Below are 25,201 nucleotides of genomic sequence, written 5' to 3' on the forward strand. Positions count from 1 at the left end.
TTGGTCAGAAAACCAGTTTAAGTAGCTGAAAAGCTTAGAAAAAGCCCTTCCGCTGCCACCAGCCGGCACGCTTCGGCTTTTCCTCGGCCTTAGGCTCGTCGGCGACGGTCGAGGAGACAACCGGCACGACCGGAGCATCGGCCGCGACGGGCTTGCGCCGTGACGGGCGGGCTTTCGCCGTTTCCTCTTCGGCCACGGCCGGCTCGGCCGCGACAGGGGCATCGGCCACAGGCTCGGCGGCAACTTCCGGTGCAGCCTCGGCCACCGTCTCGGCGGCGATTTCGGCTGTGGCCTTCTTCGCCCTCGATGCGCGCTTCTTCTTTGGCTTTTCGGCAACCGGTTCGTCGTCGTTCGCCGGTACAGGAGCCGCAGCCTCTTCAACCGCTACCGGCTCGCTGGCAGTCGCTTCAGCTTCTGAAGCATCCACCACCGAAACGTCAGCGGATTCGCCGGCCTCGGTCTCAGTGCCATCACCGTCCTCGCGGCGATTGCGCTTGCCGCCGCGCTTGCCGCGCCGGCGTTTCTTGCCCTGGGCGTCGTCCGACGCTTCCACCGTTTCGACAACACCGACCGGTGCCTCGTCGCCAGTGTCCGCGTCGTCATGGGCCGCCGTCTCGGTGACGCCATCGGTTGGCGCCGAAACAGAAGCACCTTCCGCATGGGCGCCATGCTCGCGATCGCGATCCTTGCCACCACGCCGTCTGCGGCGCTTGCGGCGCTTGCGGTCGCGGCCTTCGCCGCCTTCTTCTCCGCTGGCAGGCCGTGGCTGCTGTTGCTGCGGCTGCTGCTGGCGTGGCTGTTCGGCTTGCACCGGTGCCTCGTCGTCTTCCGCCTCGATGACAATCTCGTCCTCGGGCTCTTCCGGCTCGACATAGGCCGGGAAGCTGCGTGCTTCGACAAAGCCCTCCGGCTTTTCAGCCAGCGCGCCGCGGAAGATCGCATAGTGCTGCACACCGACCGTATCGTCGGCCTCGACGGTGATGGTCAGGCCAAAACGGCTTTCGAGTTCCACCAGAGTGCCGCGCTTGTGGTTGAGCACGTAGAGCGCAGTCGCCGCCGGCGTCCGCACCGTGATGTGGCTGCGCGAATCCTTGAGCAGGAATTCCTCGATCGCCCTGACAACCATCAGCGCGACCGACGAATCGGAGCGCACATGGCCGGTGCCGCCGCAATGCGAGCAAGGCTTCATCGTCGATTCCAGCACGCTGGCGCGGATGCGCTGGCGCGACATCTCCATCAGGCCGAAATGCGAGATGCGGCCGACCTGGATGCGGGCGCGATCGTTCTTGAGGTGATCCTTCAGCCGCTTTTCGACAGAGCGGTTGTTGCGGTTCTCCTCCATATCGATGAAATCGATGACGATCAGGCCGGCGAGATCGCGCAACCTAAGCTGACGCGCGACTTCCTCGGCCGCTTCCAGATTGGTGTGAAGCGCGGTGTCCTCGATCGAGTGCTCCTTGGTGGAGCGGCCCGAATTGACGTCGATGGCGACCAGCGCTTCGGTCTGGTTGATGATTATGTAGCCGCCGCTCTTCAGCGTCACCTGCGGCTGCAGCATGCGGTCGAGCTGCGCCTCGATGCCATTGCGCACGAAGATCGGCGTCGTGTCGCGGAACGGCTGAACCACCTTGGCGTGGCTCGGCATCAGCATGCGCATGAAGTCCTTGGCTTCGCGATAGCCTTCCTCGCCGGAGACCAGGATCTCGTCGATATCCTTGTTGTAGAGGTCGCGCACCGAGCGCTTGATCAGGCTGCCTTCCTCGTAAACGAGGGCAGGGGCGGTGGACTGCAGCGTCAGATTGCGGACGTTTTCCCAAAGCCGCATCAGATATTCGTAATCGCGCTTGATCTCTGCCTTGGTGCGGCTTTCGCCGGCGGTGCGCAGGATGACGCCCATGCCCTGCGGCACTTCGAGATCGGCAACGACCTCCTTCAGGCGCTTGCGGTCGACGGCGCTGGTGATCTTGCGCGAAATGCCGCCGCCACGCGCGGTGTTCGGCATCAGCACCGAATAGCGGCCGGCCAGCGACAGATAGGTGGTGAGTGCAGCACCCTTGTTGCCGCGCTCTTCCTTGACGACCTGTACCAGCAGGATCTGGCGGCGCTTGATGACTTCCTGGATCTTGTACTGGCGGCGCACCGGCTTGCGGCGGTTGCGCACCTCTTCCAGCGCATCCTCGGCGCCGACCGATTCGATCTCGTGGTCGTCAGGATGCGAGGACTGCACCTCTTCCAGCATGCCGCGGTCATTGTCGCTGGACGTGGCTTCGCCACTTGGGTCGCTGGACGAGGCTTCGCCACTTGCGTCGCCGGACGTGGCTTCGCCGCTCGGCTCTGTCTGCCGGGCTTCGGAAATCACATCCGCTTCGACACTTGCCGCAATCGAGGTGGGGCCGCCTTCGCTTGATACGGTCTCGCCATGATCGGCGGCCTCTTCGTGATCGGCTTCGTGCCCGGCCGTATCCGACGAATTGTCGGCATGTTCGGGAGCGGAGCCTTCGGCGACCGCGTCACCACCGGTGTCGCCGTTCTCGCCGCTGTCCTCAGAATCGGCAGCACCGGCATCGCGCTTGTTTTCGCCACGCTCGCGGCTCTTGCCGCCGCGCCGGCGGCCGCGCCGGCCGCGGTCGCGGTTCTGGCGGTCGTCGCCATCGCCGTCCTCGTCCTCTTCGTCCTGGGCTTCCTGCGCTTCCGCGCGCAGCAGCGCCTGACGGTCGGCGACCGGGATCTGGTAGTAGTCGGGGTGTATTTCACTGAAGGCGAGGAAACCGTGACGGTTGCCGCCATATTCGACAAAGGCTGCCTGCAGGGAAGGTTCGACGCGCGTTACGCGGGCGAGGTAGATGTTACCTTTTAGTTGCTTCTTGTCCTGGGATTCAAAGTCGAATTCTTCAATACGGTTACCGCGAACGACGACAACGCGTGTTTCCTCCGGGTGGGAGGCGTCTATCAGCATCTTGTTGGGCATTATTTCGTTTCCCCCCGGCAGCCGCCAGCTGCAGCTTGCGTGGCAGAGCCCGCCGCTGCGTGTCTGGAAGATTATGGGTGCCGGACATTTGAACGTCCGCCGGCCGCCGGCTGAGCGCCATGGCGGTGCCGCCCGCAGCCAAAATGGCGCGGTTTGATGCGGACCTTTCCATGATTGCGCTTGAAGCCATCGTCACCAGCAGAACCTTTTGAACCAAAGCCCGGAAAAAACCGGACCAGCTTGTTTGCTCATACAGAGCCGGCACGGGACGAACCCGGCCGTTTTCCTCACGCAGGCGATTCCCCCGCCACGGGCGCACACCTGCGAAATTCGTCGCGATCACCTGAACCCTTTTCGCTGAAAGCGAAAGGAGCCGCCTTTCATCTGACCTGTAGCAGGAAGCTGCGGGAGAAGCGGTTCCAGGATTGCAGTGATCCACCATCGCTTTTATGATTTGGCGGGGTGGAAGGCAACCCCGATTTCGGATGCCGGCAAAAAGCAGTGCCCTTAGGGAAGCTCAGGCCTCTATCCCTTGATGAAAAGGCTTGGTTAACCTTCTCTATATACCAATCGTTAATCGAGTTCGCGGCCTAACCGGCACTTCGACGAAACGACCCGGCGCCAGGCGCCAAACCGGGAGCGACTGGAGAAAGATGGGACTGGCAGGCAGCACAGACAAGGGGCGTTGCAGCGGGGGGGGGTTGGCCCGCGCCGCCTGTGTTCTTCTGCTGATGGCGGCTTGCCTGGTTTTTGCGCCGGTTTGCCGCGCCGCCGACGCGCCGCTCGGTGCGACCAGCTACAAGATGGCGGGCGATGCCACCAAGATGCGCATCGTCATGACCTTCGACCGCGAGCCAGAGATCAAATGGTTTCTGCTGCGCGGTCCCAACCGTCTGGTCATCGACCTGCCACGCACCGTGTTCGCCATCAATGCCAAGGATGTGAAAGCGCGTGGTCTGGTCAAGGGCGTGCGCTACGGCGACCTTGGCGAGGGTGCTTCGCGGCTGATCCTTACCGGCAAGGGGCCGTTTTCGGTCGACAAGCTCGACGTGCTCAAGAACGAGGACGGCAATGGTTACCGCATCGCCATCGACATGTCGGCGGCATCCGAACGCGAATTCGACGCTGCTCTTGCCGATCAGGCGCTGACCACCGGCTCGACGGTTTCGAGCGACAAGGGCGGCAGGGTCGGCACCGGGCCGATCTCCAATCCAGGCCATCGCTTCACGGTGGTCATCGATCCCGGCCATGGCGGCATCGACGGCGGCGCCGAGGGCCTCAACGGCACGATCGAAAAGAACGTCACGCTCGCTTTTGCCACGGAGCTGCGCGACAAACTTGCCGCAATAGGCAAATACGATGTGTTCATGACGCGCGAGACGGACGAGTTCTTACGGCTCGACGACCGCGTGCGCATTGCCCGACAGCACGAGGCTGACCTGCTGATTTCGATCCACGCCGACACGATCAGCGTCAAGGGCATTCGCGGCGCTACCGTCTACACGGTGTCCGACAAGGCGTCCGACCCCGAAGCGCAGGCGCTGGCCGACCGTGAAAATCTCTCCGACCAGTTCGCCGGCATGGTGATCAAGGACGACAACAAGGAAGTCACCGACATCCTGATCGACCTGATCCGCCGCGAGACCCACAATTTCTCGATGAGTTTTGCGCACACTTTGGTCGGCCAGCTTTCGACCAGCGTCGGCCTGATCAACAATCCGCAGCGTTCGGCCGGCTTCAAGGTGCTGAAGGCGCCGGACGTTCCGTCGGTGCTGGTCGAGCTCGGCTATCTCTCCAATGCCAAGGACGAGGCGCAGCTGCTCGATGCCGATTGGCGCGGCAAGGCGGCGCAGAGCATAACCAACGCCGTGGCGCTGTTTGCCTCAGCAAAGAGCGGAACCGGCGCCGGGGGCTGACATGATTGCCGCCGCCCACAACCTGAGGCAGCGTTGCACGACGACAACACCAGGCGCATTTATTTCCGGCATTGGTGGTCGAAATCCCGCGCTGCCGTATTTTGTCCACATGGTGGCGACATGGATTTTCGATTACGGATTGGGACCGTTTCGAAAGCTTGCGCGAAAGGCGGCTTCGTCTAGGAAATTCCCGAACCACGGACTGGAGCGGGCATGATTCGTCTTATTGGCTATTTCTTCGGCATTGGCACGACGCTGGCCCTTTTGGTCGCGGCGGGCGTGGCGATCTATATCGGCCATTTGGCGAAGGACCTGCCCGACTACGAAGTGCTGGCCAAGTACGAACCGCCGGTAACGACCCGCATCCATGCATCCGATGGCGCGCTGATGGCCGAATATGCGCGCGAGCGGCGCCTGTATCTGCCGATCCAGGCCATTCCGGATCGCGTCAAGGCGGCCTTCCTGTCGGCCGAGGACAAGAATTTCTACAACCATCCCGGCATCGACGTGACGGGTCTCGGCCGCGCGGTCATCGTCAATCTGCAGAATCTGGGTTCGGGCAAGCGCCAGGTCGGCGCCTCGACGATCACCCAGCAGGTGGCGAAGAACTTCCTGTTGTCCTCGGACCAGACCTATGAGCGCAAGATCAAGGAGATGATCCTCGCCTTCCGCATCGAGCAGGCCTACTCGAAGGACCGCATCCTCGAGCTCTACCTGAACGAGATCTTCTTCGGCTTCGGCGCCTATGGCGTCGCCGGCGCGGCACTCACCTATTTCGACAAGTCGGTGAACGAGCTCACCGTGGCGGAAGCGGCCTATCTGGCTTCGCTGCCCAAGGGGCCCAACAACTACCATCCGTTCAAGCATGCCGACCGTGCGCTCGAGCGCCGCAACTGGGTCATCGACCAGATGGTCGAGAACGGTTACGTGACCCGCGAAGAGGGCAACAAGGCCAAGGCTGAGCCGCTTGGCGTGACGCCGCGCCGCACCGGCAATTATCTGTTCGCGGGTGAGTATTTCACCGAGGAAGTGCGCCGCCAGATCATCGCGCGCTACGGCGAGAATGCGCTCTACGAGGGCGGCCTGTCGGTGCGCACCACGCTCGACCCGAAAATGCAGCTTATCGCCCGCACGGCGATGCAGAACGGCCTGATGAAGTTCGACACGCTGCGCGGCTATCGCGGCCCGGTGACGAACATCGATGTCTCCGGCGACTGGGGCGTGCCGCTCGGCAACGTCAAGGGGCTGGAGGACGTGCCCGAATGGTCGCTCGCCGTCGTGCTCGACAGCTCTGACGACGGCCTGTCGATCGGCCTGCAACCGACGCGGCAGGTCTCGGGTGAGATCGTAAAGGAGCGCGTCGAAGGCACGGTCAGCAAGGAAGACATGGGCTTTGCCATGCGCCATATGGTCGACGGCAAGACCGTCAAGGCCAAGTCGCCGGCCGACGTGCTGAAGCCGGGCGACGTCATTTTCGTGCAGAAGAATGACGGCACTGAGGGCGCCTACAGCCTGCGCCAGATTCCGGAAGTGGAAGGCGGCATGATCGCCATGGATCCGCATACTGGCCGTGTTCTGGCCATGGTGGGCGGCTTCTCCTACGCACAGTCGGAATTCAACCGCGCCACGCAGGCCATGCGTCAGCCGGGCTCGTCGTTCAAGCCGATCGTTTACTCGGCTGCGCTCGACAACGGCTACACGCCGGCCTCGGTGATCATGGACGGACCGATCACCATCCAGAGCGGCAACACGACCTGGACGCCGAAGAACTATGATGGCGGGGCGGCGGGGCCGGCGACCCTGCGCTCCGGCATCGAAAAGTCGCGCAACCTGATGACCGTGCGGCTGGCCAACGACATGGGCATGAAGCTGGTCGTGGAATATGCCGAGCGCTTCGGCGTCTATGACCATCTGGCGCCGTATCTGCCGATGGCGCTGGGCTCGGGCGAGACGACCGTCATGCGCATGGTGTCGGCCTATTCGATCATGGCCAATGGCGGCAAGGCGATCAAACCCTCGCTGATCGATCGGATTCAGGACCGCTACGGCAAGACCGTATTCAAGCAGGACGAGCGCGGCTGCCAGGGCTGCAACGCGCCCGAATGGCAGAACCAGCCCGAACCGGAACTGGTCGACAATGCCGAGCAGGTGCTCGACCCGATGACCGCCTACCAGATCACCTCGATGATGGAAGGCGTCGTCCAGCGCGGCACCGGCGCCACCATCGCCGAACTTGGCCGCCACATCGCCGGCAAGACGGGAACGACCAACGACGAGAAGGATGCCTGGTTCATCGGCTACACGCCGAACCTGGTCGTCGGGCTCTACATGGGCTACGACACGCCGCGCGGCCTCGGCCATGGCGCGACCGGCGGCGGTCTCGCGGCGCCGATCTTCAAGAATTTCATGCGCGTGGCGCTGGACGGCACGCCCAATGTCGACTTCAAGGTGCCGGAGGGCATGAACCTCATCGCCATCAATCGCAAGACCGGCATGCGGGCGGGCGAGGGCGAGGCGGGCACCATCATCGAAGCCTTCAAGCCGGGCACCGGCCCCGCCGACAGCTATTGGGTGATCGGCATGGGCGCCGACGGCTCCAACGGCGCCGGTGGCCCGCTGTCGCCGCAAGCCACGCAAGCCATCCAGTCGACCGGCGGCGGCCTGTTCTGACACGCTGACACCCGAAACGGGGCTGGCTTTCGCGCCAGCCCATTTCGCTTTACAGGCGGCGGTGCCGTGCCTATGTATCGCGCCGACCAAAGCGCCATTCCAGCAACAGGACAGAACAACCAGCCATGCGCGCGGAAACGCAGAATATTGTCGACGAAATCAGGCAGGCGATAACCCTGCTGAGGAGGCATCTTTGACTGGGATCAGGCCATAAAGCGGCTTGAATACCTCAATGTGCGCGCCGAGGATTCGAGCCTCTGGAACGACCCGCTGGAAGCACAGAAGCTGATGCGCGAGCGCCAGGGCCTCGAGGACGGCATTGCAGGCGTCAAGAGCCTGACCCAGGCGCTGGAAGACAATATCGGCCTGATCGGGCTTGGCGAGGAAGAGGGCGACGAGAGCGTCATCGCCGAGGCGGAAGCGTCACTGCGCTCGATGCAGGGCGAGGCCAAGGCCCGCCAGGTGGAGACGCTGCTGTCGGGCGAGGCGGACGCCAACGACACCTATCTCGAAGTCCATGCCGGCGCCGGCGGCACCGAGAGCCAGGACTGGGCCTCGATGCTTTTGCGCATGTACACGCGCTGGGCCGAGCGCCGCCGCTTCAAGGTCGAAGTGCTGGAGGTGCATGACGGTGAAGAGGCCGGCATCAAGTCCGCGACCTTGCTGATCAAGGGCCACAATGCCTATGGCTGGCTGAAGACCGAATCCGGCGTCCACCGTCTGGTGCGCATCTCGCCTTACGACAGCAATGCGCGCCGCCATACGTCCTTCTCCAGCATCTGGGTCTATCCGGTCGTCGATGACAGGATCGAGATCGACGTCTCGGAATCCGACGTGCGCATCGACACCTACCGCTCGTCGGGTTCGGGCGGCCAGCACGTCAACACCACCGACTCGGCGGTCCGTATCACCCATATCGCCACCGGTATTGCGGTCGCCTGCCAGGCCGAACGTTCGCAGCACAAGAACAAGGCCAAGGCCTGGGAAATGCTGCGCTCGCGGCTCTACGAAGAAGAGCTCAAGAAGCGTGAAGCGGTGGCCAACGCCACCGAGGCGTCGAAGAGCGACATCGGCTGGGGCCACCAGATCCGCTCCTACGTGCTGCAGCCCTACCAGATGGTGAAGGACCTGCGCACCGGCGTCGAGAGCAGCAACCCGTCGAGCGTGCTCGACGGCGACCTCGACGATTTCATGGAGGCGTCGCTGTCGCAGCGCATCGAGGGTGGCGCCGGCGAAGTGGTGGCGGATATCGATTAGGTCTGCAGGCTTGGGCGGGATCGGCCGGCACGAGGAGTTTCGGCCGGACCTGAACATATCCTTAGGTGGGGAGGGAAGCAGGAACCATGGCTCGCACGCTCACCGGCAAATGCTTCTGCGGCGCGATCCAGTATGAGGTGGCGGACGAATTCGTCTATGCCGTGAACTGTCATTGTTCGAACTGCCGGCGCACCACAGGTTCGGCCTTCAAGCCCTTCGCCGGCATCGAGCGCAAGAAATTTGCCCTTGCTGAAGGGCATCACGGGCTCATCCATTTCGGCGACGACAGCGGCCACGATGCGCATTGCAGCCGCTGTGGCTCGTTGCTCTATTCGCTTGTCCGCGAGGGTGCCTATGTGCATGTCGCCATGGGCACGCTGGTTGACGATCCGACGATCCGGCCGACGGCGCATATCTTCGTCGGCTCCAAGGCGCCATGGTTCACCATCGCCGACGACCTGCCGCAATATGAAGGGCATGCCTCCGACGGCTAGCTACTCTTGGGTACGGGCGCCGTTAACCTCTCGTTAACCAAGGCGGCGCACCCTTTGGACGGCAGATGTCGGCGCGCGGGGTGCGGCACTGTAGTACCTATGCACTTCTTGCGCCGGCCAAGGAATCAGCCCAGCATCTCGGGCTGAGGGGTGAAAAAGCATTTATGGCCGGACGCGGCATATCTGCGAGCTGACGATCGGCCACTGGGAAGACACGTTCCGGGAACGGGCAAGCGAAACGCTTGATGCTCGTTTGAAAGGAACGTTTCCATGTCTGCTGCCACATTCCGATCGGCCAGAGCCGTTCAACCGGCTAGCCGACTTCTCTTTTCCCTGTTGGCGACCGGTGCGATCGCGGTACTGACCGCACCCGCCCTGGCGCACGACGCCAAGCCTACGGCGGCATTGCCGCAAGGCTGGTCTTATCCATTCGCATGCTGTGCCAACTATGATTGCCGCACGACCCATACAGGCGAAGTGTTGGAAAAGCCCGAGGGTTACGTGATAGCCGGCACGGGTGAGGTTGTTCCGATGAGCGACAAGCGCGTCAAGGACAGCCCGGACGGCGAGTTCCACTGGTGCGCCCATCAGGCTGGTCTCGACGCCGGCAAGACGATCTGCCTGTTCGTGCCGCCGCGCTCTTATTAGGGTTGCTCGGCTCGTTCGAGCAAAGCCTGCTGACAGACAGTTGTCAGGAGCACTTCTCTATGCTGCCTTGTCGCACAGGCGGCGGGCAATGGAGAGGAATGCGGTTATGACCATCAAGGCAAGCTGTCACTGCAAGGCGACGACGTTCGAGGTTTCGGAGGCGCCGCAAACCGTGACGCACTGCACCTGTTCCTTCTGCTCGAAGCGCGGGTCGCTGTGGGCTTACTACACGCCCTCGCAGTTCAAGCTCACCAGCCCGATCGAAAATGTCTCTTTCTACCGTTGGGGGTCGAAAACCGTGAAGCACGGTTTTTGCGCCACCTGTGGCTGCGGCACGTTCACCGAGACGCCGGACTGGTCGACCGGCGAGCCGGATTTCGACAATCCTAGGGTGAGCGTCAATTCACGGCTGTTTGACGATTTCGACCTCGACAAGGTCGAGGTGGTCGTCATCGACGGCAAGAATCTCTGGTAGCCGGCCAATCCTGTCCGGCAGGCGGCGCGGAATTGCACCGGGAAAAGCCCTGATTGCGCTTTGGTAGCGGCGTCTCCAAAAAATGCTCTGGTCAATGGACAATCTTTGCGAGAAGATGATGCGGTTGCACCGAAACGCGGGCCGTACAAAACGAAAGACGTAGTCTGATGCCGATAGAAGATAGCACCGGGCGGGCCACGTGAAACGCGCGTTTCTATTCGGGCTCGCGGCCCAGCTAGTCTTCATCGGCGCGATCTTTCTTTTTTTTGATGATCTAATGCTTCCAATGACGCGGTCTCCGGTCATTGGCATTGTCGCATTGGGTTTGGGTGTCGCGAGCGCATTTTTCGCCTGGAAGGCGACCCCTCATACGTCCTGGCCGGTCAAAATCGGGATGTCGATTGCCGGCTTTCTTGCCATCTACGTGGCAATCCCCATCATCGAAGTCGTCGTCGTGCTGATCATTCCGCTTATTTCAAATTGAGACACTACCGGCGCTTTTGCCGTTCCGTTTTTTGCCGCATTTCATGTTACAAGTCGCGGGAAGGGCTGACACGGCGCGCCTGTGGCGCGACCGCCGATTGGAGAGGGACGATCCTATGAAAAAGACTTTGCTCGTCGTCGTGGCGACGGCCGTGCTCGTGAGCGCATGCACCACCACCGATCCGTACACCGGAGAGCAGAAGGTTTCCAACACCGCAGCCGGCGCCGGCCTTGGCGCCCTGGCGGGTGCGGGTCTCGGCCTGCTTGCCGGCGGCAATGATCGCCGCAATGCGTTGATCGGCGCCGGTATCGGCGCGCTCGCCGGCGGCGCCATCGGCGCCACGATGGACCAGAACGAGGCCGAACTGCGCCGGCAGCTTCAGGGCACTGGCGTCAGCGTCACCCGCACCGGCGACCAGATCATTCTCAATATGCCGTCCGATATCACCTTCAACGTCGACCAGGACGCGGTGAAGCCCGGCTTCTACCAGGTGCTGAATTCGGTCGCCCTGGTGCTGAACAAATTCCGCCAGACCACGGTCGACGTGTTCGGCCATAGCGATTCGACCGGCGGCGACGAGCACAATTTCGACCTGTCGCAGCGCCGCGCGCTGGCGGTCGCCAACTATCTCTCGGGCCAGGGCGTCGATTCCCGCCGCTTCGCCGTCACCGGCTTCGGCAAGACGCGCCCGGTGGCGTCCAACGCGACGTCGGCCGGCCGCGCACAGAACCGGCGCGTCGAGATCCAGCTGTCGCCGCTCACCTGATCTCTTCGGCAGGCGAATGCGAAACGGCCCCCATTTCGGGGCCGTTTTTTGTTTGTGCGGACGTCGGCGCTTCAGATTGCCGCGCCAGAGAATTAGCTACCTCTAAAGAGCTGCTTTCCCGTAGCCATGGAAAGGAATAGCATCGTCGCTGTTCCAGAGGGGATGAGGCGGTACAACTGGCCGCGCTATCAGCATTTTTTCGCCTCGGTCTTGCACGGCCAGATCAGAAAATCTGGGAGGAATGCATGACAACAACAACCAGCCTTGGGCGCTCCGCCATCCTTGCTACGACAAGCCTTCTGCTAGGCGCATGGTTAGGCGTCGCTACGGCTCGGGCCGAGGATGCGAACAAGGCGGACATCGATGCCTTGAAAAAATCGCTCGCCAAATATGAGGACTACACCGCCGCCGTCCGCGATCTCTATCTGTCGACAGTCGGCTGCGTCTACTACAGCGGAGAAAAGATAGCGGGCGCGATGGATTACCCGAAAGGCGCCATGGGTATCCATTTCGTCAACGTCCCAAGCGTCGGCCAAAAACTCGATCCGATGCACCCCAATGTGCTGATCTACGAACCGACGAAAAAGGGCCTGCGTCTGGTCGGGGTGGAATGGCTGGTGCCGCTGACGCCGGACATCAAAGCGCCGCCGAAGCTGTTTGGCCAAACGTTCATGGGCCCGATGGAGGGACACTATCCGCTCATCCCGAGGGAGTTCGTCCACTACGATCTTCACGCCTGGTTCAAGGACAATCCGAACGGCCTGTTCAGTCCGACGAACCCGAACGTGAAATGCAACAAGGCCGAGTTTCCCATGCTCGAGAAACCGACCAAGATGATGCCTGGGCCGATGTAACGGGCGAGCCGGGCTTGGAGCTTGGCAAAAAAGGCAAGCCGGACGGCCGGCTTGCGGTCGGGGGATCAGACCTTGGCGACGATCCGCATGAAGGCCGGCATGTCGTCGCCGAAGCCGATGGTCGAATCGTTGTCTTCCTGACGGTGGCGGGCAGGGCGATTGGTCTCGCGCTGCGGCCTGGTGTCGCCGCGCTCCGGTGCGCGTTGCTCGTTGCGATCGGAAGCCTTGCGTTCGCTGTTCTCGGAACGGATCGATTCCTTGCGCGCCCGCCGCTCGCCAATATCGGCAACCGCGGCCTCGGCCACGACCGGCACGTCCTCGAGGGCTGCTTGCGGTGCCGATTCCTCGGTGGGCTTGGCGTGGCGCTCGCGTGGCTTGCGCTCGCCGTTGTCTTTGCGATCATGGGCCTTGCGGTCATCGTCCTTGCGGCCGGCGCGGCGCGGCGCACCGCGGCCACGGCGGGGAGCCTCGTCCTCACCGCCCTCGCTGGCGACGACCGTCGACAGGTCGCCGTCATGCCATTCGATCTTGTTGCCGATCAGCCGCTCGATGGCGTCGATGTATTTGGTGTCCGACTTGGTGGCGATGGTGAAGGATTTGCCGGAGCGGCCGGCGCGGCCGGTACGGCCGATGCGGTGGACATAGTCCTCGGCATGGATCGGCACGTCGTAGTTGAAGACGTGGCTGACATCGGGGATGTCGAGACCGCGCGCCGCGACGTCCGAAGCGACGAGGTAGCGCAGCTTGCCGTCACGGAAATTGGCCAGCATCTGCATGCGGGCGCGCTGGTCCATGTCGCCATGCAAGGCGCCGGCATCGAAATCATATTTCAAGAGCGAGCGGAACAGCTCCGAGACCTCGACCTTGCGGTTGCAGAAGATGATGGCGTTCTTCAGCTCGGCGTCTTCGGCCTTCATCAGATTGCGCAGCGTCTCGCGCTTGTCCCACGGCTTGGAGCCAGACTTGACCAGCCGCTGGGTGATGTTGGTGGCGGCGGATGCGGCCTTGGAAACCTCGACGCGAATCGGCGCGTGCAGGAATTTTTCGGTGAGCTTGGTGATTTCGGGCGGCATCGTCGCCGAGAAGAACAGCGTCTGCCGGGTGAACGGGATCATCTCGCAGATACGTTCGATGTCGGGGATGAAGCCCATGTCGAGCATGCGGTCGGCCTCGTCGATGACGAGGATCTCGACGCCGTTGAGCAACAGCTTGCCACGCTCGCGATGGTCGAGCAGGCGGCCTGGCGTCGCGATCAGCACGTCGGCGCCGCGCTCCAGCTTCTTGTCCTGCTCGTCGAACGACACGCCGCCGATCAACAGGGCGATGTTGAGCTTGTGGTTCTTGCCGTATCGGATGAAATTTTCCTCGACCTGCGCGGCAAGCTCGCGCGTCGGCTCCAGAATCAGCGTGCGCGGCATGCGGGCGCGGGCCCGGCCTTTTTCAAGGCGGGTCAGCATCGGCAGCACGAAGGAAGCCGTCTTGCCGGTGCCGGTCTGGGCGATGCCCAGAATATCCTTGCCCAGCAAGGCATGCGGGATGGCGCCAGCCTGGATCGGCGTCGGCTCGGTGTAGCCGGCATCGGTGACTGCGGAAAGGACCTTGGGCGACAGGCCGAGGTCTGCGAAGGTCAACGCTTCTTGAGCGGTCGTGGTGTCTGAGGACAAGTGTTGATGTCTTTGGCTGGTTCGGGGAAGCGCAACGGCATCCGTCGCGGCAAGCGCCACGCGCCTGCAAGATTGGTATTGCGATTAGGCGCAAGCCCGCGATTTGTCAACAGAAACGGGCGGGAAAGGCACGATTGTGAAGTTGTAACCTTAATCGCGATGCTTAATCCTGCCGCCGGTCGTTGCGCCGGCTCAGTACCGAAACTGCTCGGCAAGAATGCGCTCGTTCCACGAATGGTTGGGATCAAACAGCAGCGTCGCTGTCGCCGTCGGCGATTCCCGCACCGTGACCGAGGCCACCGCCTTGACCTCGGTGTGGTCGGCGGCGGCGTTCACCGGCCGCTTTTCCGGCTCCAGTATATCGAAGCGCACGGTCGCCTTGTTGGACAGCAGCGCACCGCGCCAGCGGCGCGGGCGGAACGGGCTGACCGGGGTCAGCGCCAGCAGCGGCGCATCAAGCGGCAGGATCGGCCCGTGCGCGGACAGATTGTAGGCGGTCGAGCCCGCCGGGGTGGCGATCATCACGCCGTCGCAATTCAATTCCGCCAGCCGCTCCTGATCGTCCACGGTGATGCGGATCTTCGCCGTCTGGTAGGACTGGCGCCACAGCGCCACCTCGTTGATGGCCAGCGCCGAAACCGTTTCGCCCTCATGCGTCACTGCCAGCATCTCCAGCGGGCGGATCGTTTCGGCGACCGCGGCGGCGATGCGCTCGGCCAGGCCGCCGACGCGGTATTCGTTCATCAGGAAGCCGATGGTGCCACGGTTCATGCCGTAGACCTTCTTGCCCGTACCCATCGTATCGCGCAGCGTTTGCAGCAGAAAACCGTCGCCACCGAGCGCCACGATGACGTCGGCATCCCCGTTGGATGTGTGGCCATAGCGCGCCGACAGGCTTTCCAGCGCTGCCTTGGCATCGGCTGTATCGGACGAGACGAAGGCGAAACGGCTGGCGGCTTTGCTCATGGCTCCCGGATGGCGACCGGTTGCTTGGGCCGCGCCAGCGCCGGGGTAGCATGGGCGGGCTTTTCTGCAAAGGGAGGTGTTGTCCCGCCCGGCGACGCAGCGCCGGGCGAAAATGCCAGCCACCGGCTCGCGGTTCGTGTCGCGGGTGAGGCGAATGTGATGGTTAAGACGGAGCTTAAACACTCGTAAAGCCGAAGCGATCATGTTAGCCGGCAGAGGATGGGTGGCTGGGGGGCTAGCCAGTCGAGACCTATCTATTGCCGGTGACACGCCTGATCATTGTCGTCCTGATGCTGGGAAGTTTTGCCCTTCTCTTCGCCGAACTGGTGCGCCAGTCCGAGGCGACGAGTTTCAGATCGCTACCCACTGCTTCGAGCTGCGGCGACGCGGCCGGAACGCCGTGCCCGCAACGGGCGCTGTGAGGCGAGCTTTCCCAGTCATTTCCACTTCTACTGCGTGACGACCTGAAGATTGGCGTTGCCGTAGAACGTATAGGCCAAGTAGGTCGGGTCGCCGGTTTCGTAGAACCGCTTGCGCACGCTTTGCAGGACTTCGGCCAGATAGACCGGCCCGTCCTTGAGCTGGGTGGTAATGTCGCCGTAGAAGCTGGTCGAGAACGCCGCGGCCGCACGGTCGGTCAGCGGCCACATGCCGCCGATGAAGCCGGACGCACCACCCGCCAGCACCGCCGGACCCCAGCCCTGCACGAAGCCGCCGAGCATTTGCGAGCGTCCGGTGTCGCAGGCGTTGAAGAAGTAGAACGGGTTGCCCTTGCCGTGTGCGGCGGTGACCAGCGCGCGCCATGTGTCCGGATCGAGCGACTGGTCGACGAGGTCGATGGCGAAGACCGGGCTGCCGCTGCTCGGCTGGTTGACCTCACCGTGGCCGGAAAAATGGATGAACCCGGTCGAGACCTCGCCGACCAGTTTTTCGAAGGAGACGAAATCGCCGTCGAAGCGGCGATAGCCGGCGAGCTTGCTCAGCGCATCGATCTCGACCTGCTGGAACGGCAGCGACTGCTTGTCGACATAGGAGGGAGCGACTGCGGCGACGCCGGTGAAGGCCATGCGGTCGAGCGGATTGTCGACCTGAGAGGAAATGCTGCGCGGCGCCCAGCGGGCCAGCCGGTAGCTCATGCCGAGAAAGCCGTCCCGGGTTGCGCCATCCTCGCTTTGCGGGCGGATCAACTCCCATGGCAGCGTCGGACTGTTCGAGGTGATCTGGATCGAATGCAGTTCGCCCTTGTCGCGCAACGACCAGAACACGTCCTTGAAGGCTTTTGGCACATAGTCCCGGTAGAGTGCGTCGCCAAAGCCTTCGGCGGCGAGTGTGACAAAACGCTTTTGCGCGTCGGGATCGCTGCTCGCGGCGGGCTGTTGCAGCGAGGTCGCTCCGCGCAGGCCCAATCCAAGCTGCAGCAGCACGCGGTATTCGGAGTCCAGCCACGCCGCCATTTCCGGTGGGGTCGAGAACGCATCGGTGATTGGGCCGGCCAGATGCGGCGAATGGATGATGATCTGCCCGGCGCCCAGACCGCTCGGATCATCATAGAGAATGGTCACGTCGAGGTCGGGCACATCATCCATGCCGCCGGCGCCGAGCTCGACCTTGCCAGTCACCGCCGGCTGCGGCGGGGCCGAGGCCAGCAACATGACCGCAGGGGCAGCGTCGGCGGTGGCTTCGACAGACGGTGCGGCCGGCTGCAGACGCTTGACGACAACGGGCCGCGATGCGGAGCCGAGAAAGCGGCCGGCGTTGTAAATGCGGGCGATGAATTGGGCTGGCTTGCTGTCCTTGGCGATCGGCCGCGCCTTCAGGTCAAAGCGGACGACATCGCTGTCGCCCTCACGATAGAGCGTCGTCTGCCGGCTCCATTTGCCGCCGTCGGCGAGATCGAAACCGCTGGCGAAGAGATCGATGTCGATCGGCCAGGAATCGGCTCCGGCCGGCATCGCCATGGCCAGGGCGCCGTCTGCTGTCACCGACGAACCGGGCGCCGCCTTGACCTTCACCTCGGCCGTCAATTGTTCCTCGGTCAGCGCGATGGAAATGGTCACCGTCTCGCCGGCGACGACTTCGTCGGGCGCGTCGATGGTGGGATGGCGCACCACTTCAATTGCATTGTTGTCGACGGGTGGAGACACTACGCCGGGAGGCGCCTCGGCCGTCGGCGGCATGGCCGGGGAAGCGGGCTCGATCGCCGGTGGCGGGGCAGGGGTCGGCTGCGGCGAGCCGGCGGCGTCCCCGGGCGCAATTTCCGCCTGATCGATGGGTGGTGGCGGGGGCTCGATGTCCGCCGGCGGTGCGGCTTCTGTCGGGCTTTCGGCTTCGGTTGCAGCCGGTGGCGGTGCGGGCAATGGCGCGCCATCACCGCCGCCGGGAGCAATCTCCGCCTGATCGACGGGCGGCGGCTCTGCGCTTGATTGTGCGTCCGGCGGCGGCGCGGGCTCCACGCCGGCGGCTTCGCCGTCCTTCGGATAGGCCTCGCCAAGATTGTTCTGTGCCGCGGCTGATGACTTGGCCGCCTCCTCTTCATACTGCTGTTGTTGCGCCTGCTGCTCCTGTTGCAGGCGCTGCTGCTCCTGGCGTTTGTATTCCTCGTATTGCGCAGCCTCATCGGTGCTGTTGCCCGTCCAGGCGTCTGGATTTCCAGAGCCCGGTGCGACGTCCATCGCCGGCGGCTCCTGACTGCTTTCGCCGAAGCTCGATCCGTCACTTCCGAAATCGGTGCTGCCCGGTGGGCTGTCGTAGCCGCTGGACCCGCTCTGCATCGATGGCGGCGGTGGCGCGGGCTCTGGCGCTGGCAATTGCGGCAGCGCCCCGAGGGGCGGCACCTCGGTCGGCGCCGGGGCGGCGGCGACCGGCCGGTCGGGCGTCAGCACCAATTGACCATCCGCTGCGAGGCCAGAGGCCACCCAGGGCGATTGAGCGCCGAGTGTATTGTCGGCAACGGTCTGTGTGACCGAAGCGAGCATAGCGCCGATGCTCATGTCCCGCCTGGTCAGCGCAGCGGTGAGCGCATCGGCAAACACCGTGACCGGTTTGGTTTCGTCCAACGCGACGCTTCCCGGCTTGGCGGAAAAGGCGACGATGGCGCTGGACGGCGGATCGACCGCCGCCAGACCTTGCGTCACGCCCGGCGTCGGGTTGTTTGCATCGCCGGGATTATCCAGCAAAACCAGCTTGAATGTCGGCGTCGCCTCAAGCGCTTGCATGAACAGATCGAGAGGCAATGCCGTCTGGTCGACCGCTTCAGTTGAATCGGTGCGGGCGCCGCGCGTCAGCAGATAGTTCCGGTTGTTGGCCTGAGCGGTATGGCCGACATAGTAGAAGATGCCGACGGAATCGGCAGCACTCAGCGACTTGGCAAAATCATACATGGCGTGCGCCACGTCGGCGCGGTCGCCGTCGGACACTTGCTGGACGCTGAAGCCAAGTGACCGCAGGCTCGTTGCGACGAGTTCGGCACTGAGGTCGGCGTTGGCGATGGACGGTGCGCCCTCATAGGCCGGGTTGGCGACGACCAGTGCGATACGCTCCTCGCCGCGCGCGGCGGAGAAGAGAGCCATGGTCATCAGCAGCACAGCCGCCAGAAGGCGCATGAACCCGACCCAAACCTGCAAGCCACGGCGATGACGCCAAGGCTTGCCCCAATTCATCAGTGGCCTCGTCCGTGACCATACCATGACGGTATCGCTGGCGCATCGGCGTCGAATGTCCGCTTTGACGGCGGCAGTATGCCCTCAAGGCGCGGGTTTTCGGGGTGACCGCGAACGAGTCGCATTCGATAAAAAGATATTGACTGTATAGTTAGTCATAGTTATTCCTGTTGCCGAGGACGAGTTGGCCAGCCGGCGTTTGCCGGTGAATGGCCACCGAGAGAGGGAACTATTTTGACAGCCAACCGGTCAGCCGTTGAGGCGAAGGGCGTCACCAGGATCTTTCAGGGAACCGGCCACGACGCCGTCAAGGCGCTCGACAATGTCTCCGTCTCGATCCGCGAAAACGAGTTCTTCACGCTGCTTGGCCCGTCCGGCTGCGGGAAGACGACGCTGCTCAGGCTGATCGCCGGCTTCGACTATCCGACCGATGGCGAGATCCTGCTCTACGGCCAGGACATCGCGCCGTTGCCGCCGTTCAAGAGGCCGGTCAACACCGTGTTCCAGTCCTATGCGCTTTTCCCGCACATGACGGTGGCCGAAAACATCGGCTTTGGCCTGAAGATGTTGGGCAGGCCGAAGGCCGAGATCGAGGCGCGCGTCGAGGCGATGCTGAAGCTGGTCCACATGCAGGACTTGAAGAACCGGCGCACCAGCCAGATCTCCGGCGGCCAGCAGCAGCGCGTGGCGTTGGCCCGGGCGCTGGCGCCGCAGCCAAAGGTGCTGCTGCTCGACGAACCGCTCTCGGCGCTCGACTATAAACTGCGCAAGGAGATGCAGATCGAGTTGAAGCGGCTGCAGCACGAGACCGGCATTACCTTCATCTTCGTCACCCACGACCAGGACGAGGCGCTGACCATGTCGGACCGCATCGCGGTGATGTCGTCGGGCAACATCCTGCAGGTCGGCACGCCATGGGACATCTACGACCATCCAGCCGAGCGTTTCGTCGCCGATTTCATCGGCGAGACGAATTTCCTGAGCGGCACGGTCGAAAGTGGCGGCGACGGCAAGGCGCGGGTCGCGCTGCGCTCGGGCGCTAAATTGCTTGCAACCACCGCGCGGGATTTCCAGCCGGGCAGCAAGGCAACACTGATGGTGCGGCCTGAACACGCGAAGCTCGTCAAGGGCCCAGGCGACCTCGCCGGCACGATCGAGACCATCGTCTATTTCGGCACCGACACGCACATCCATGTCCGACTGGATGGCGGCGAAGCCTTCATCGTGCGCCAGCAGAACTCGCGTAGCGCCAGTTGCGGCTTCGAGAATGGGGCCAAGGTCGGCATTGCGATCGGCGACGACGCCGCCCAGCTGTTGAAGGACTAGGCCGATGGCGAGTGCGAAAGACGTCGCCGAAAAGGCTGAGCGCGACGATATCAGGTCGCGCTGGCTGCTGTCCGCCCCGGCGCTGCTGATCGTCTTCCTCGCGGCTGTCGGGCCGCTGCTGATCGTGGTCGTCTATTCCTTCCTGACGCCCGGCAATTATGGCGACGTGAAATGGCAATTATCCCCCGACGCCTGGTTGAGCGTGCTTTTCGAGCGCGATGTTTTCGACGACACGCTGTCGCTTGCCGGCGCGCATCTGTCGATCTTCTGGCGCTCGGTGTCGCTGTCGGCCATGACCACGGTCCTGACCCTGATTTTCGGCTTTCCGACCGCCTATTTCATCGCCACGCGGCCGGAACACCGGCGCGATATCTGGCTGTTCCTGATCACCATTCCGTTCTGGACCAACCTTCTGATCCGCACCTTCGCCATGCAGGAGGTGCTGCGCAATGACGGCCTCATCAACTGGGTGCTGCAGTGGCTTGGGATTACCGACCATCCGGTGCAGCTGATGTATACGAATTTCGCCGTGCTGCTCGGCATGGTCTATGTGTTCCTGCCGCTGATGGTGCTGCCGCTTTATGCCAGCATGGAGAAGATCGACTTTCGCCTCGTCGAGGCGGGCTACGATCTCTACGCGACGCGGTTCCAGGTGTTGCGGCGCATCATCGTGCCGCTGGTGACGCCGGGCATGGTCGCCGGCTCGATCCTCGTCTTCATTCCGTCGCTCGGCGCCTATGTGACGCCGCGCGTGCTGGGCGGCGGCACCAATCTGATGATCGGCAATCTGATCGAGCTGCAATTTGGCCAGGGCCGAAACTGGCCGCTGGGTGCGGCGCTGTCGATAACGCTGATGGCGATCGTCATGGTGGCGCTGCTGTTTTACGTCCGCAACACGAGCAGATCGGATGGCAGCCATGGCTGAGCGCTTTGACGTGAGGCGGCAAACCGGCTTCGCCTCGATGGCGATGGCGTGCTTCTTCCTCCTCTATCTGCCGATTGCCACGCTGGTCGTCTACGCCTTCAACGACAACGAGTCGCTGGCGATCTGGAAGGGCTTTTCGCTGCGCTGGTTCCATGTCGCCTGGAACAACACGCTGGTCATCGAATCGTCGATCCGCTCGGCCCAGATCGCGGCCGTCGCTGCCGTGCTGGCGACCATCTGCGCGACGATGGCGGCGCTGGCGACGACGCGGACCAAGCCATATCGCGGACTGACCTTCAAATACGCCTTCATCAACCAGCCGCTGATGGTGCCGGAGATCGTGACCGCAGTGGCGCTGCTGATCGTGTTTTCGCGCATCAAGATCTGGACCGGCTATTCGGGCCTCGGCTACCTCATCGCCGCGCACACCGCCTTCTGCATCCCCTTCGCATATTTGCCGATCCGGGCGCGGCTGGAAAGCATGGACCTATCGCTCGAAAGGGCGGCGGCCGACCTCTATGCGACCAAATGGCAGACATTCCTGCATGTGACCTTGCCGCTGCTGTGGCCCGGCATCCTCGCTGGGCTGATGCTGGCCTTCGTCGTCTCGCTGGACGACGTCGTCATCACCGAATTCGTCAAATCGGGCGGCCAGGACACGCTGCCCACCTACATGCTCGGCCAGCTCCGGCGCGGCGTGACGCCGGAAATCAACGCCATCTCGACAGTCTTCCTGGTGCTGTCGATCGGCATCGTCACCGCTTTCTTTTTCGTCAGCAGGAAACGGACCTGAGGCAGCATTGCCGCCGGTCCCAACAATGGGAGCAAGTGCATGAACTGGAAACTGACCGCGACGGCTGTCGGCCTGTCGCTGCTGGCCGCAACGGGTGTCGCCCGCGCCGATGGCGAACTCAACATCTACAATTGGGGCAACTACACCAGCCCGGACCTGATCAAGAAGTTCGAGGCGACCTACAAGGTCAAGGTCACCGTCACCGATTTCGATTCCAACGACACAGCACTGGCCAAGATCCGCCAGGGCGGCGCCGGCTTCGACATCGTCGTTCCTTCGGCCAGCGTCGTTCCGATCTGGATCAGCGAAGGACTGCTGCTGGAGACCGATCCCAACACCATGGAAAACTTTAGAAATATGGACCCGAAATGGGTCGATGTGCCTTTCGATCCGGGCCGCAAATACACGGTTCCTTGGCAGTGGGGAACGACCGGTGTTTCGGTGAACAAGTCGGTCTATTCCGGCGACATCAACACCTCAGCCATCTTCCTTGACCCACCGGCCGAACTCGTCGGCAAGATCAATGTCGTTCCCGAAATGGGGGACATCATGTTCCTCGCCATCGCCTACGAAGGCGGCCGGTACTGCACCGACGACAAGGTGCTGCTGAAGAAGGTGCGCGACAAGCTGGTCGAGGCCAAGGCGAAATGGCTGTCCTTCGACTACGGCGCCGTCGACGGACTGGGCAAGGGCGACATCGCGGCCGGCGTCAACTGGAACGGCATATCGCTGCGCCAGCGGCTGCAGAACGACAAGATCGCCTATGGCTACCCCAAGGAGGGGTATCCGATCTGGATGGACAATGTGGCGGTGCTCAAGGACGCCAAGAACGTCGACAATGCCAAACTGTTCCAGAACTTTATCATGGATCCTGAGAACGCCGCGCTGATCTCGGCCTTCGCGCGGTATTCAAACGGCATCAAGGGCTCGGAAGCCTTCATGCCGGCCGACATGAAGGATGCGCCGGAAGTGAACGTTCCCGCGGAATTCGCCGCCAAGGGCCAGTTCATGGCGGCCTGTCCGCCGGACGTGCAGGCGCTCTACACCAAGATCTGGACCGACCTGCAGAAATAACCCGATCCGCTGTTTTCCGCGCCGCGACATGCGGCGCGGCGCCTCTCGACCATCAAGCCAAAAGGCGATCTGGCGATCGCAGGAGATTTTTCATGACCGATCTCGACCTCTGCTATATCCCGGCCAGCGAGGCGTTGCGGCAGTTCAAGGCGAAGACATTGTCGCCCGTCGAACTGATGCAGGCGACCATCGATCGCGCCGAGGCGACGAAGGCGACGATCAACTGCTTTACCTTCGAACATTTCGACGAGGCGATGGATCTGGCCAAAAAAGCCGAGGCGAAATACGCCAAAGGTGCCCGGACCGGCGCGCTCGAGGGCCTGCCGATCGGCATCAAGGATGAGAGCTACATCAAGGGCAAGCCGACATCGCATGGCTCGCTGCTGACCAAGGATGCCATTGGCGGCCACACCTCGACGATGAACGAGCGCGTCATCAAGGCGGGCGGCATCGTGCATGCGCGCACGGCAACGCCTGAATTCAGCTGCGCCGGCTTCACCTGGTCGAGGCGATGGGGCGTCACCCGCAATCCGTGGAACCCAGAGTTCACGCCGGGCGGTTCGTCCGGCGGGGCCGCGGCAACGCTGGCTTCGGGTACGTCCTCGATCGCCACCGGTTCGGACATCGCTGGATCGATCCGCATCCCGGCCTCGGCCTGCGGTCTCGTCGGCTTCAAGCCGCCTTACGGGCGCAATCCCGACGAGCCGCCCTTCAATCTCGATTTCTACTGCCACACCGGACCGCTGGCGCGAAATGTAAAGGACGCGATCCTGCTGCAGAATGTCATGGCGGGGCCGAGCCCGCTCGACATCGCCACGCTGCGCCCAAAATTGCGCCTGCCGCTCGACTACAAGCCGATCAAGGGCTGGAAGATCGCTTTCTCGATGGACCTTGGCTCGTTTGAAGTCGATGCGGACGTGCGCAAGAACACGCTGGCCGCCTGCGATGTGTTCCGCTCGCTCGGCGCCACGGTCGAGGAGGTCGATCTGGGCTGGGGCGATGAGGTGCTGAAGGCCGGCATCGCCTATCTCGAGCATCTCTTCGGCGCTTCGCTGGCGCAACTGCTCGAGGAGCACGGCGAGGACATGACCAGCTATGCCAGGCAGTTCGCCGAGGACGGGAAAAGGTCGAAAGCCACAGACTATGTTGGCACCCTGGAGGTTGCCGCCAGGATGTACCAGACGCTGGGGCCGCTGCTGGAAACATACGACGTGCTGATCTGCCCGACGAACGCTCTGCCCGCCGTGCCGGCGGAATTCGACCACACCAAGGAGACGCTCGCGATCAATGGAAAACAGGTGAACCCGTCGCTTGGCTGGGTGATGACGACGCCGTTCAACATGCTGAGCCGTTGTCCGGTTCTGTCCATACCGTCGGGCAGGGCGGCAAATGGCGTGCCGACGGGCCTGCAGATCGTTGGTCGCACCTATTGCGATGCCGATGTGTTCCGGGCCGCGCTCGCCTATGAAACGGCTCAGGGACAATGGTATGAGAGTGCGGCGACACGCCCGTCGCTTTGATATCTGACGCAGGCCGCAAGGCCGAAAAGGCTGGACGAAGATGGCGCAACGCAAGGCAATCGCAGCCGAGAAAGACACGGCTGCAACAACCAAGGGCAGGGTGGCGAACGATGCCGCTCCCAAGGACCGTCGGCGTGAGCGCGGCGAAGCGAGCGTGCAGCGTATTATCGACGCCACGATCGAGCTCATCGCCGAGGAAGGCCTGGCGAGCGTCACCATGCAGCGCATCGCCGAGCATGTCGGTTCCTCCAACGCGCTGGTGGTTTTCCACTTTCGCAGCAAGGAGAACCTGTTCCGGGCCGTCCTGCAGTATCTCTCCGATCAATATGACGCCCTGTGGGTGACGCTGGTGCGGGCGCCCGGCCTGTCGCCGGTGGAGCGAGCCTTGGGCGCGGTCGATTGCGCGCAGCGTTTCGCCCGGCAGCACCCGAACTGGGTTTCGGTCTTCGTCGTGTTCTCCAGCGACCGCAAGAGCATGCAGATCTACAATGAAATCGGCTTGCCCAGCGATCTCGCCTACACCGCCGAAGCACGCGAGCTGCTGATCGAGATTTCGCGCAGCGGCGGTTATACCGGGGTCGACATCGACACGCTGTCAGAGAGCCTGAACTATCTGGTTCATGGCGCCTGGTATTGGGATCACCTCAATCCGTCCAGCCGTGACACCAACGTGCTGCGCAAGACCATGCTGCTCCTGCTGCACCAGGCGTTTCCGCGGCATTTCGAACTGATGCGCTAACGC

Annotated in this window: 21 protein-coding genes; 17 read left to right on the forward strand and 4 right to left on the reverse strand. The window is 63.0% G+C overall.

Annotation, left to right across the window (positions count from 1 at the left end; genetic code table 11):
- Positions 1–34 precede the first annotated feature (34 nt).
- Complete coding sequence (locus AC1DX6_RS14520) at positions 35–2,968, reverse strand: Rne/Rng family ribonuclease (RefSeq protein ID WP_477314416.1); 2,934 nt, start codon at positions 2,966–2,968, stop codon at positions 35–37.
- A gap of 653 nt (positions 2,969–3,621) precedes the next feature.
- Between AC1DX6_RS14520 and AC1DX6_RS14525 the strand changes: the two genes are divergently transcribed.
- The 10 genes from AC1DX6_RS14525 (at position 3,622) to AC1DX6_RS14570 (ending at position 12,532) form a co-directional block, all read left to right on the forward strand.
- Positions 3,622–4,884 (forward strand): N-acetylmuramoyl-L-alanine amidase, encoded by a 1,263-nt coding sequence (locus tag AC1DX6_RS14525; RefSeq protein WP_477314418.1) that lies wholly within the window; start codon positions 3,622–3,624, stop codon positions 4,882–4,884.
- Position 4,885: 1 nt separating this feature from the next.
- Positions 4,886–5,101 (forward strand): hypothetical protein, encoded by a 216-nt coding sequence (locus AC1DX6_RS14530; protein WP_477314420.1) that lies wholly within the window; start codon positions 4,886–4,888, stop codon positions 5,099–5,101.
- Positions 5,098–7,554 carry a penicillin-binding protein 1A gene (locus tag AC1DX6_RS14535; protein WP_477314422.1) on the forward strand — a complete coding sequence of 819 codons (2,457 nt, stop codon included), beginning with the start codon at positions 5,098–5,100 and terminating at the stop codon, positions 7,552–7,554. The genes AC1DX6_RS14530 and AC1DX6_RS14535 overlap by 4 nt, the downstream gene beginning before the upstream one ends.
- 125 nt (positions 7,555–7,679) lie before the next feature.
- A protein-coding gene (gene prfB, locus AC1DX6_RS14540) for a peptide chain release factor 2 (protein ID WP_477314424.1) occupies positions 7,680–8,811 on the forward strand; the annotation gives its coding sequence in 2 pieces (ribosomal slippage) (positions 7,680–7,745 and positions 7,747–8,811; 1,131 coding nt in all).
- 86 nt (positions 8,812–8,897) lie between these two features.
- Positions 8,898–9,305, forward strand: a complete 408-nt coding sequence (locus AC1DX6_RS14545; protein ID WP_477314426.1) for a GFA family protein — start codon at positions 8,898–8,900, stop codon at positions 9,303–9,305.
- A 270-nt stretch (positions 9,306–9,575) separates the two neighbouring features.
- The gene (locus AC1DX6_RS14550; protein WP_477314428.1) at positions 9,576–9,953 is read left to right on the forward strand and encodes a hypothetical protein; all 378 of its coding nucleotides are present in this window, start codon (positions 9,576–9,578) and stop codon (positions 9,951–9,953) included.
- 106 nt (positions 9,954–10,059) lie between these two features.
- Positions 10,060–10,428 (forward strand): GFA family protein, encoded by a 369-nt coding sequence (locus AC1DX6_RS14555; protein ID WP_477314430.1) that lies wholly within the window; start codon positions 10,060–10,062, stop codon positions 10,426–10,428.
- A gap of 199 nt (positions 10,429–10,627) precedes the next feature.
- On the forward strand, positions 10,628–10,912 hold the full coding sequence (locus AC1DX6_RS14560) for a hypothetical protein (protein ID WP_477314432.1): 285 nt from the start codon (positions 10,628–10,630) through the stop codon (positions 10,910–10,912).
- Positions 10,913–11,027: 115 nt separating this feature from the next.
- Positions 11,028–11,678 (forward strand): YiaD family glycine zipper/OmpA-like lipoprotein, encoded by a 651-nt coding sequence (locus AC1DX6_RS14565; RefSeq protein WP_477314434.1) that lies wholly within the window; start codon positions 11,028–11,030, stop codon positions 11,676–11,678.
- A gap of 245 nt (positions 11,679–11,923) precedes the next feature.
- Positions 11,924–12,532 (forward strand): hypothetical protein, encoded by a 609-nt coding sequence (locus AC1DX6_RS14570; RefSeq protein ID WP_477314436.1) that lies wholly within the window; start codon positions 11,924–11,926, stop codon positions 12,530–12,532.
- Between the two features lie 65 nt (positions 12,533–12,597).
- Here the strand turns inward: AC1DX6_RS14570 and AC1DX6_RS14575 are convergent, their stop codons facing one another.
- A complete protein-coding gene (locus tag AC1DX6_RS14575; RefSeq protein WP_477314438.1) occupies positions 12,598–14,196 on the reverse strand; it encodes a DEAD/DEAH box helicase in 1,599 nt (532 codons plus the stop codon).
- 192 nt (positions 14,197–14,388) lie between these two features.
- Positions 14,389–15,162 (reverse strand): NAD kinase, encoded by a 774-nt coding sequence (locus AC1DX6_RS14580; protein WP_477314440.1) that lies wholly within the window; start codon positions 15,160–15,162, stop codon positions 14,389–14,391.
- A 257-nt stretch (positions 15,163–15,419) separates the two neighbouring features.
- Here AC1DX6_RS14580 and AC1DX6_RS14585 point away from each other — a divergent pair, with 257 nt between their 5' ends.
- Positions 15,420–15,584, forward strand: coding sequence for a hypothetical protein (locus AC1DX6_RS14585; protein ID WP_477315143.1), 165 nt, complete (start codon positions 15,420–15,422; stop codon positions 15,582–15,584).
- Between the two features lie 27 nt (positions 15,585–15,611).
- Here the strand turns inward: AC1DX6_RS14585 and AC1DX6_RS14590 are convergent, their stop codons facing one another.
- Positions 15,612–18,764, reverse strand: coding sequence for a caspase family protein (locus AC1DX6_RS14590; protein ID WP_477314442.1), 3,153 nt, complete (start codon positions 18,762–18,764; stop codon positions 15,612–15,614).
- Between the two features lie 291 nt (positions 18,765–19,055).
- Between AC1DX6_RS14590 and AC1DX6_RS14595 the strand changes: the two genes are divergently transcribed.
- The 6 genes from AC1DX6_RS14595 (at position 19,056) to AC1DX6_RS14620 (ending at position 25,198) form a co-directional block, all read left to right on the forward strand.
- On the forward strand, positions 19,056–20,147 hold the full coding sequence (locus AC1DX6_RS14595) for an ABC transporter ATP-binding protein (protein ID WP_477314444.1): 1,092 nt from the start codon (positions 19,056–19,058) through the stop codon (positions 20,145–20,147).
- 4 nt (positions 20,148–20,151) lie between these two features.
- A complete protein-coding gene (locus AC1DX6_RS14600; protein WP_477314446.1) occupies positions 20,152–21,072 on the forward strand; it encodes an ABC transporter permease in 921 nt (306 codons plus the stop codon).
- Positions 21,065–21,865, forward strand: coding sequence for an ABC transporter permease (locus AC1DX6_RS14605; protein ID WP_477314448.1), 801 nt, complete (start codon positions 21,065–21,067; stop codon positions 21,863–21,865). Before AC1DX6_RS14600 ends, AC1DX6_RS14605 begins: the two co-directional genes overlap by 8 nt.
- Positions 21,866–21,904: 39 nt before the next feature.
- On the forward strand, positions 21,905–22,939 hold the full coding sequence (locus AC1DX6_RS14610) for an extracellular solute-binding protein (protein WP_477314450.1): 1,035 nt from the start codon (positions 21,905–21,907) through the stop codon (positions 22,937–22,939).
- Positions 22,940–23,031: 92 nt separating this feature from the next.
- Entirely contained in the window at positions 23,032–24,459 is a 1,428-nt protein-coding gene (locus AC1DX6_RS14615) for an amidase (RefSeq protein ID WP_477314452.1), read from the forward strand.
- 40 nt (positions 24,460–24,499) lie between these two features.
- On the forward strand, positions 24,500–25,198 hold the full coding sequence (locus AC1DX6_RS14620) for a TetR/AcrR family transcriptional regulator (RefSeq protein WP_477314454.1): 699 nt from the start codon (positions 24,500–24,502) through the stop codon (positions 25,196–25,198).
- Positions 25,199–25,201: the final 3 nt, after the last annotated feature.

The organism is Mesorhizobium sp. P2_C4, assembly GCF_056404575.1.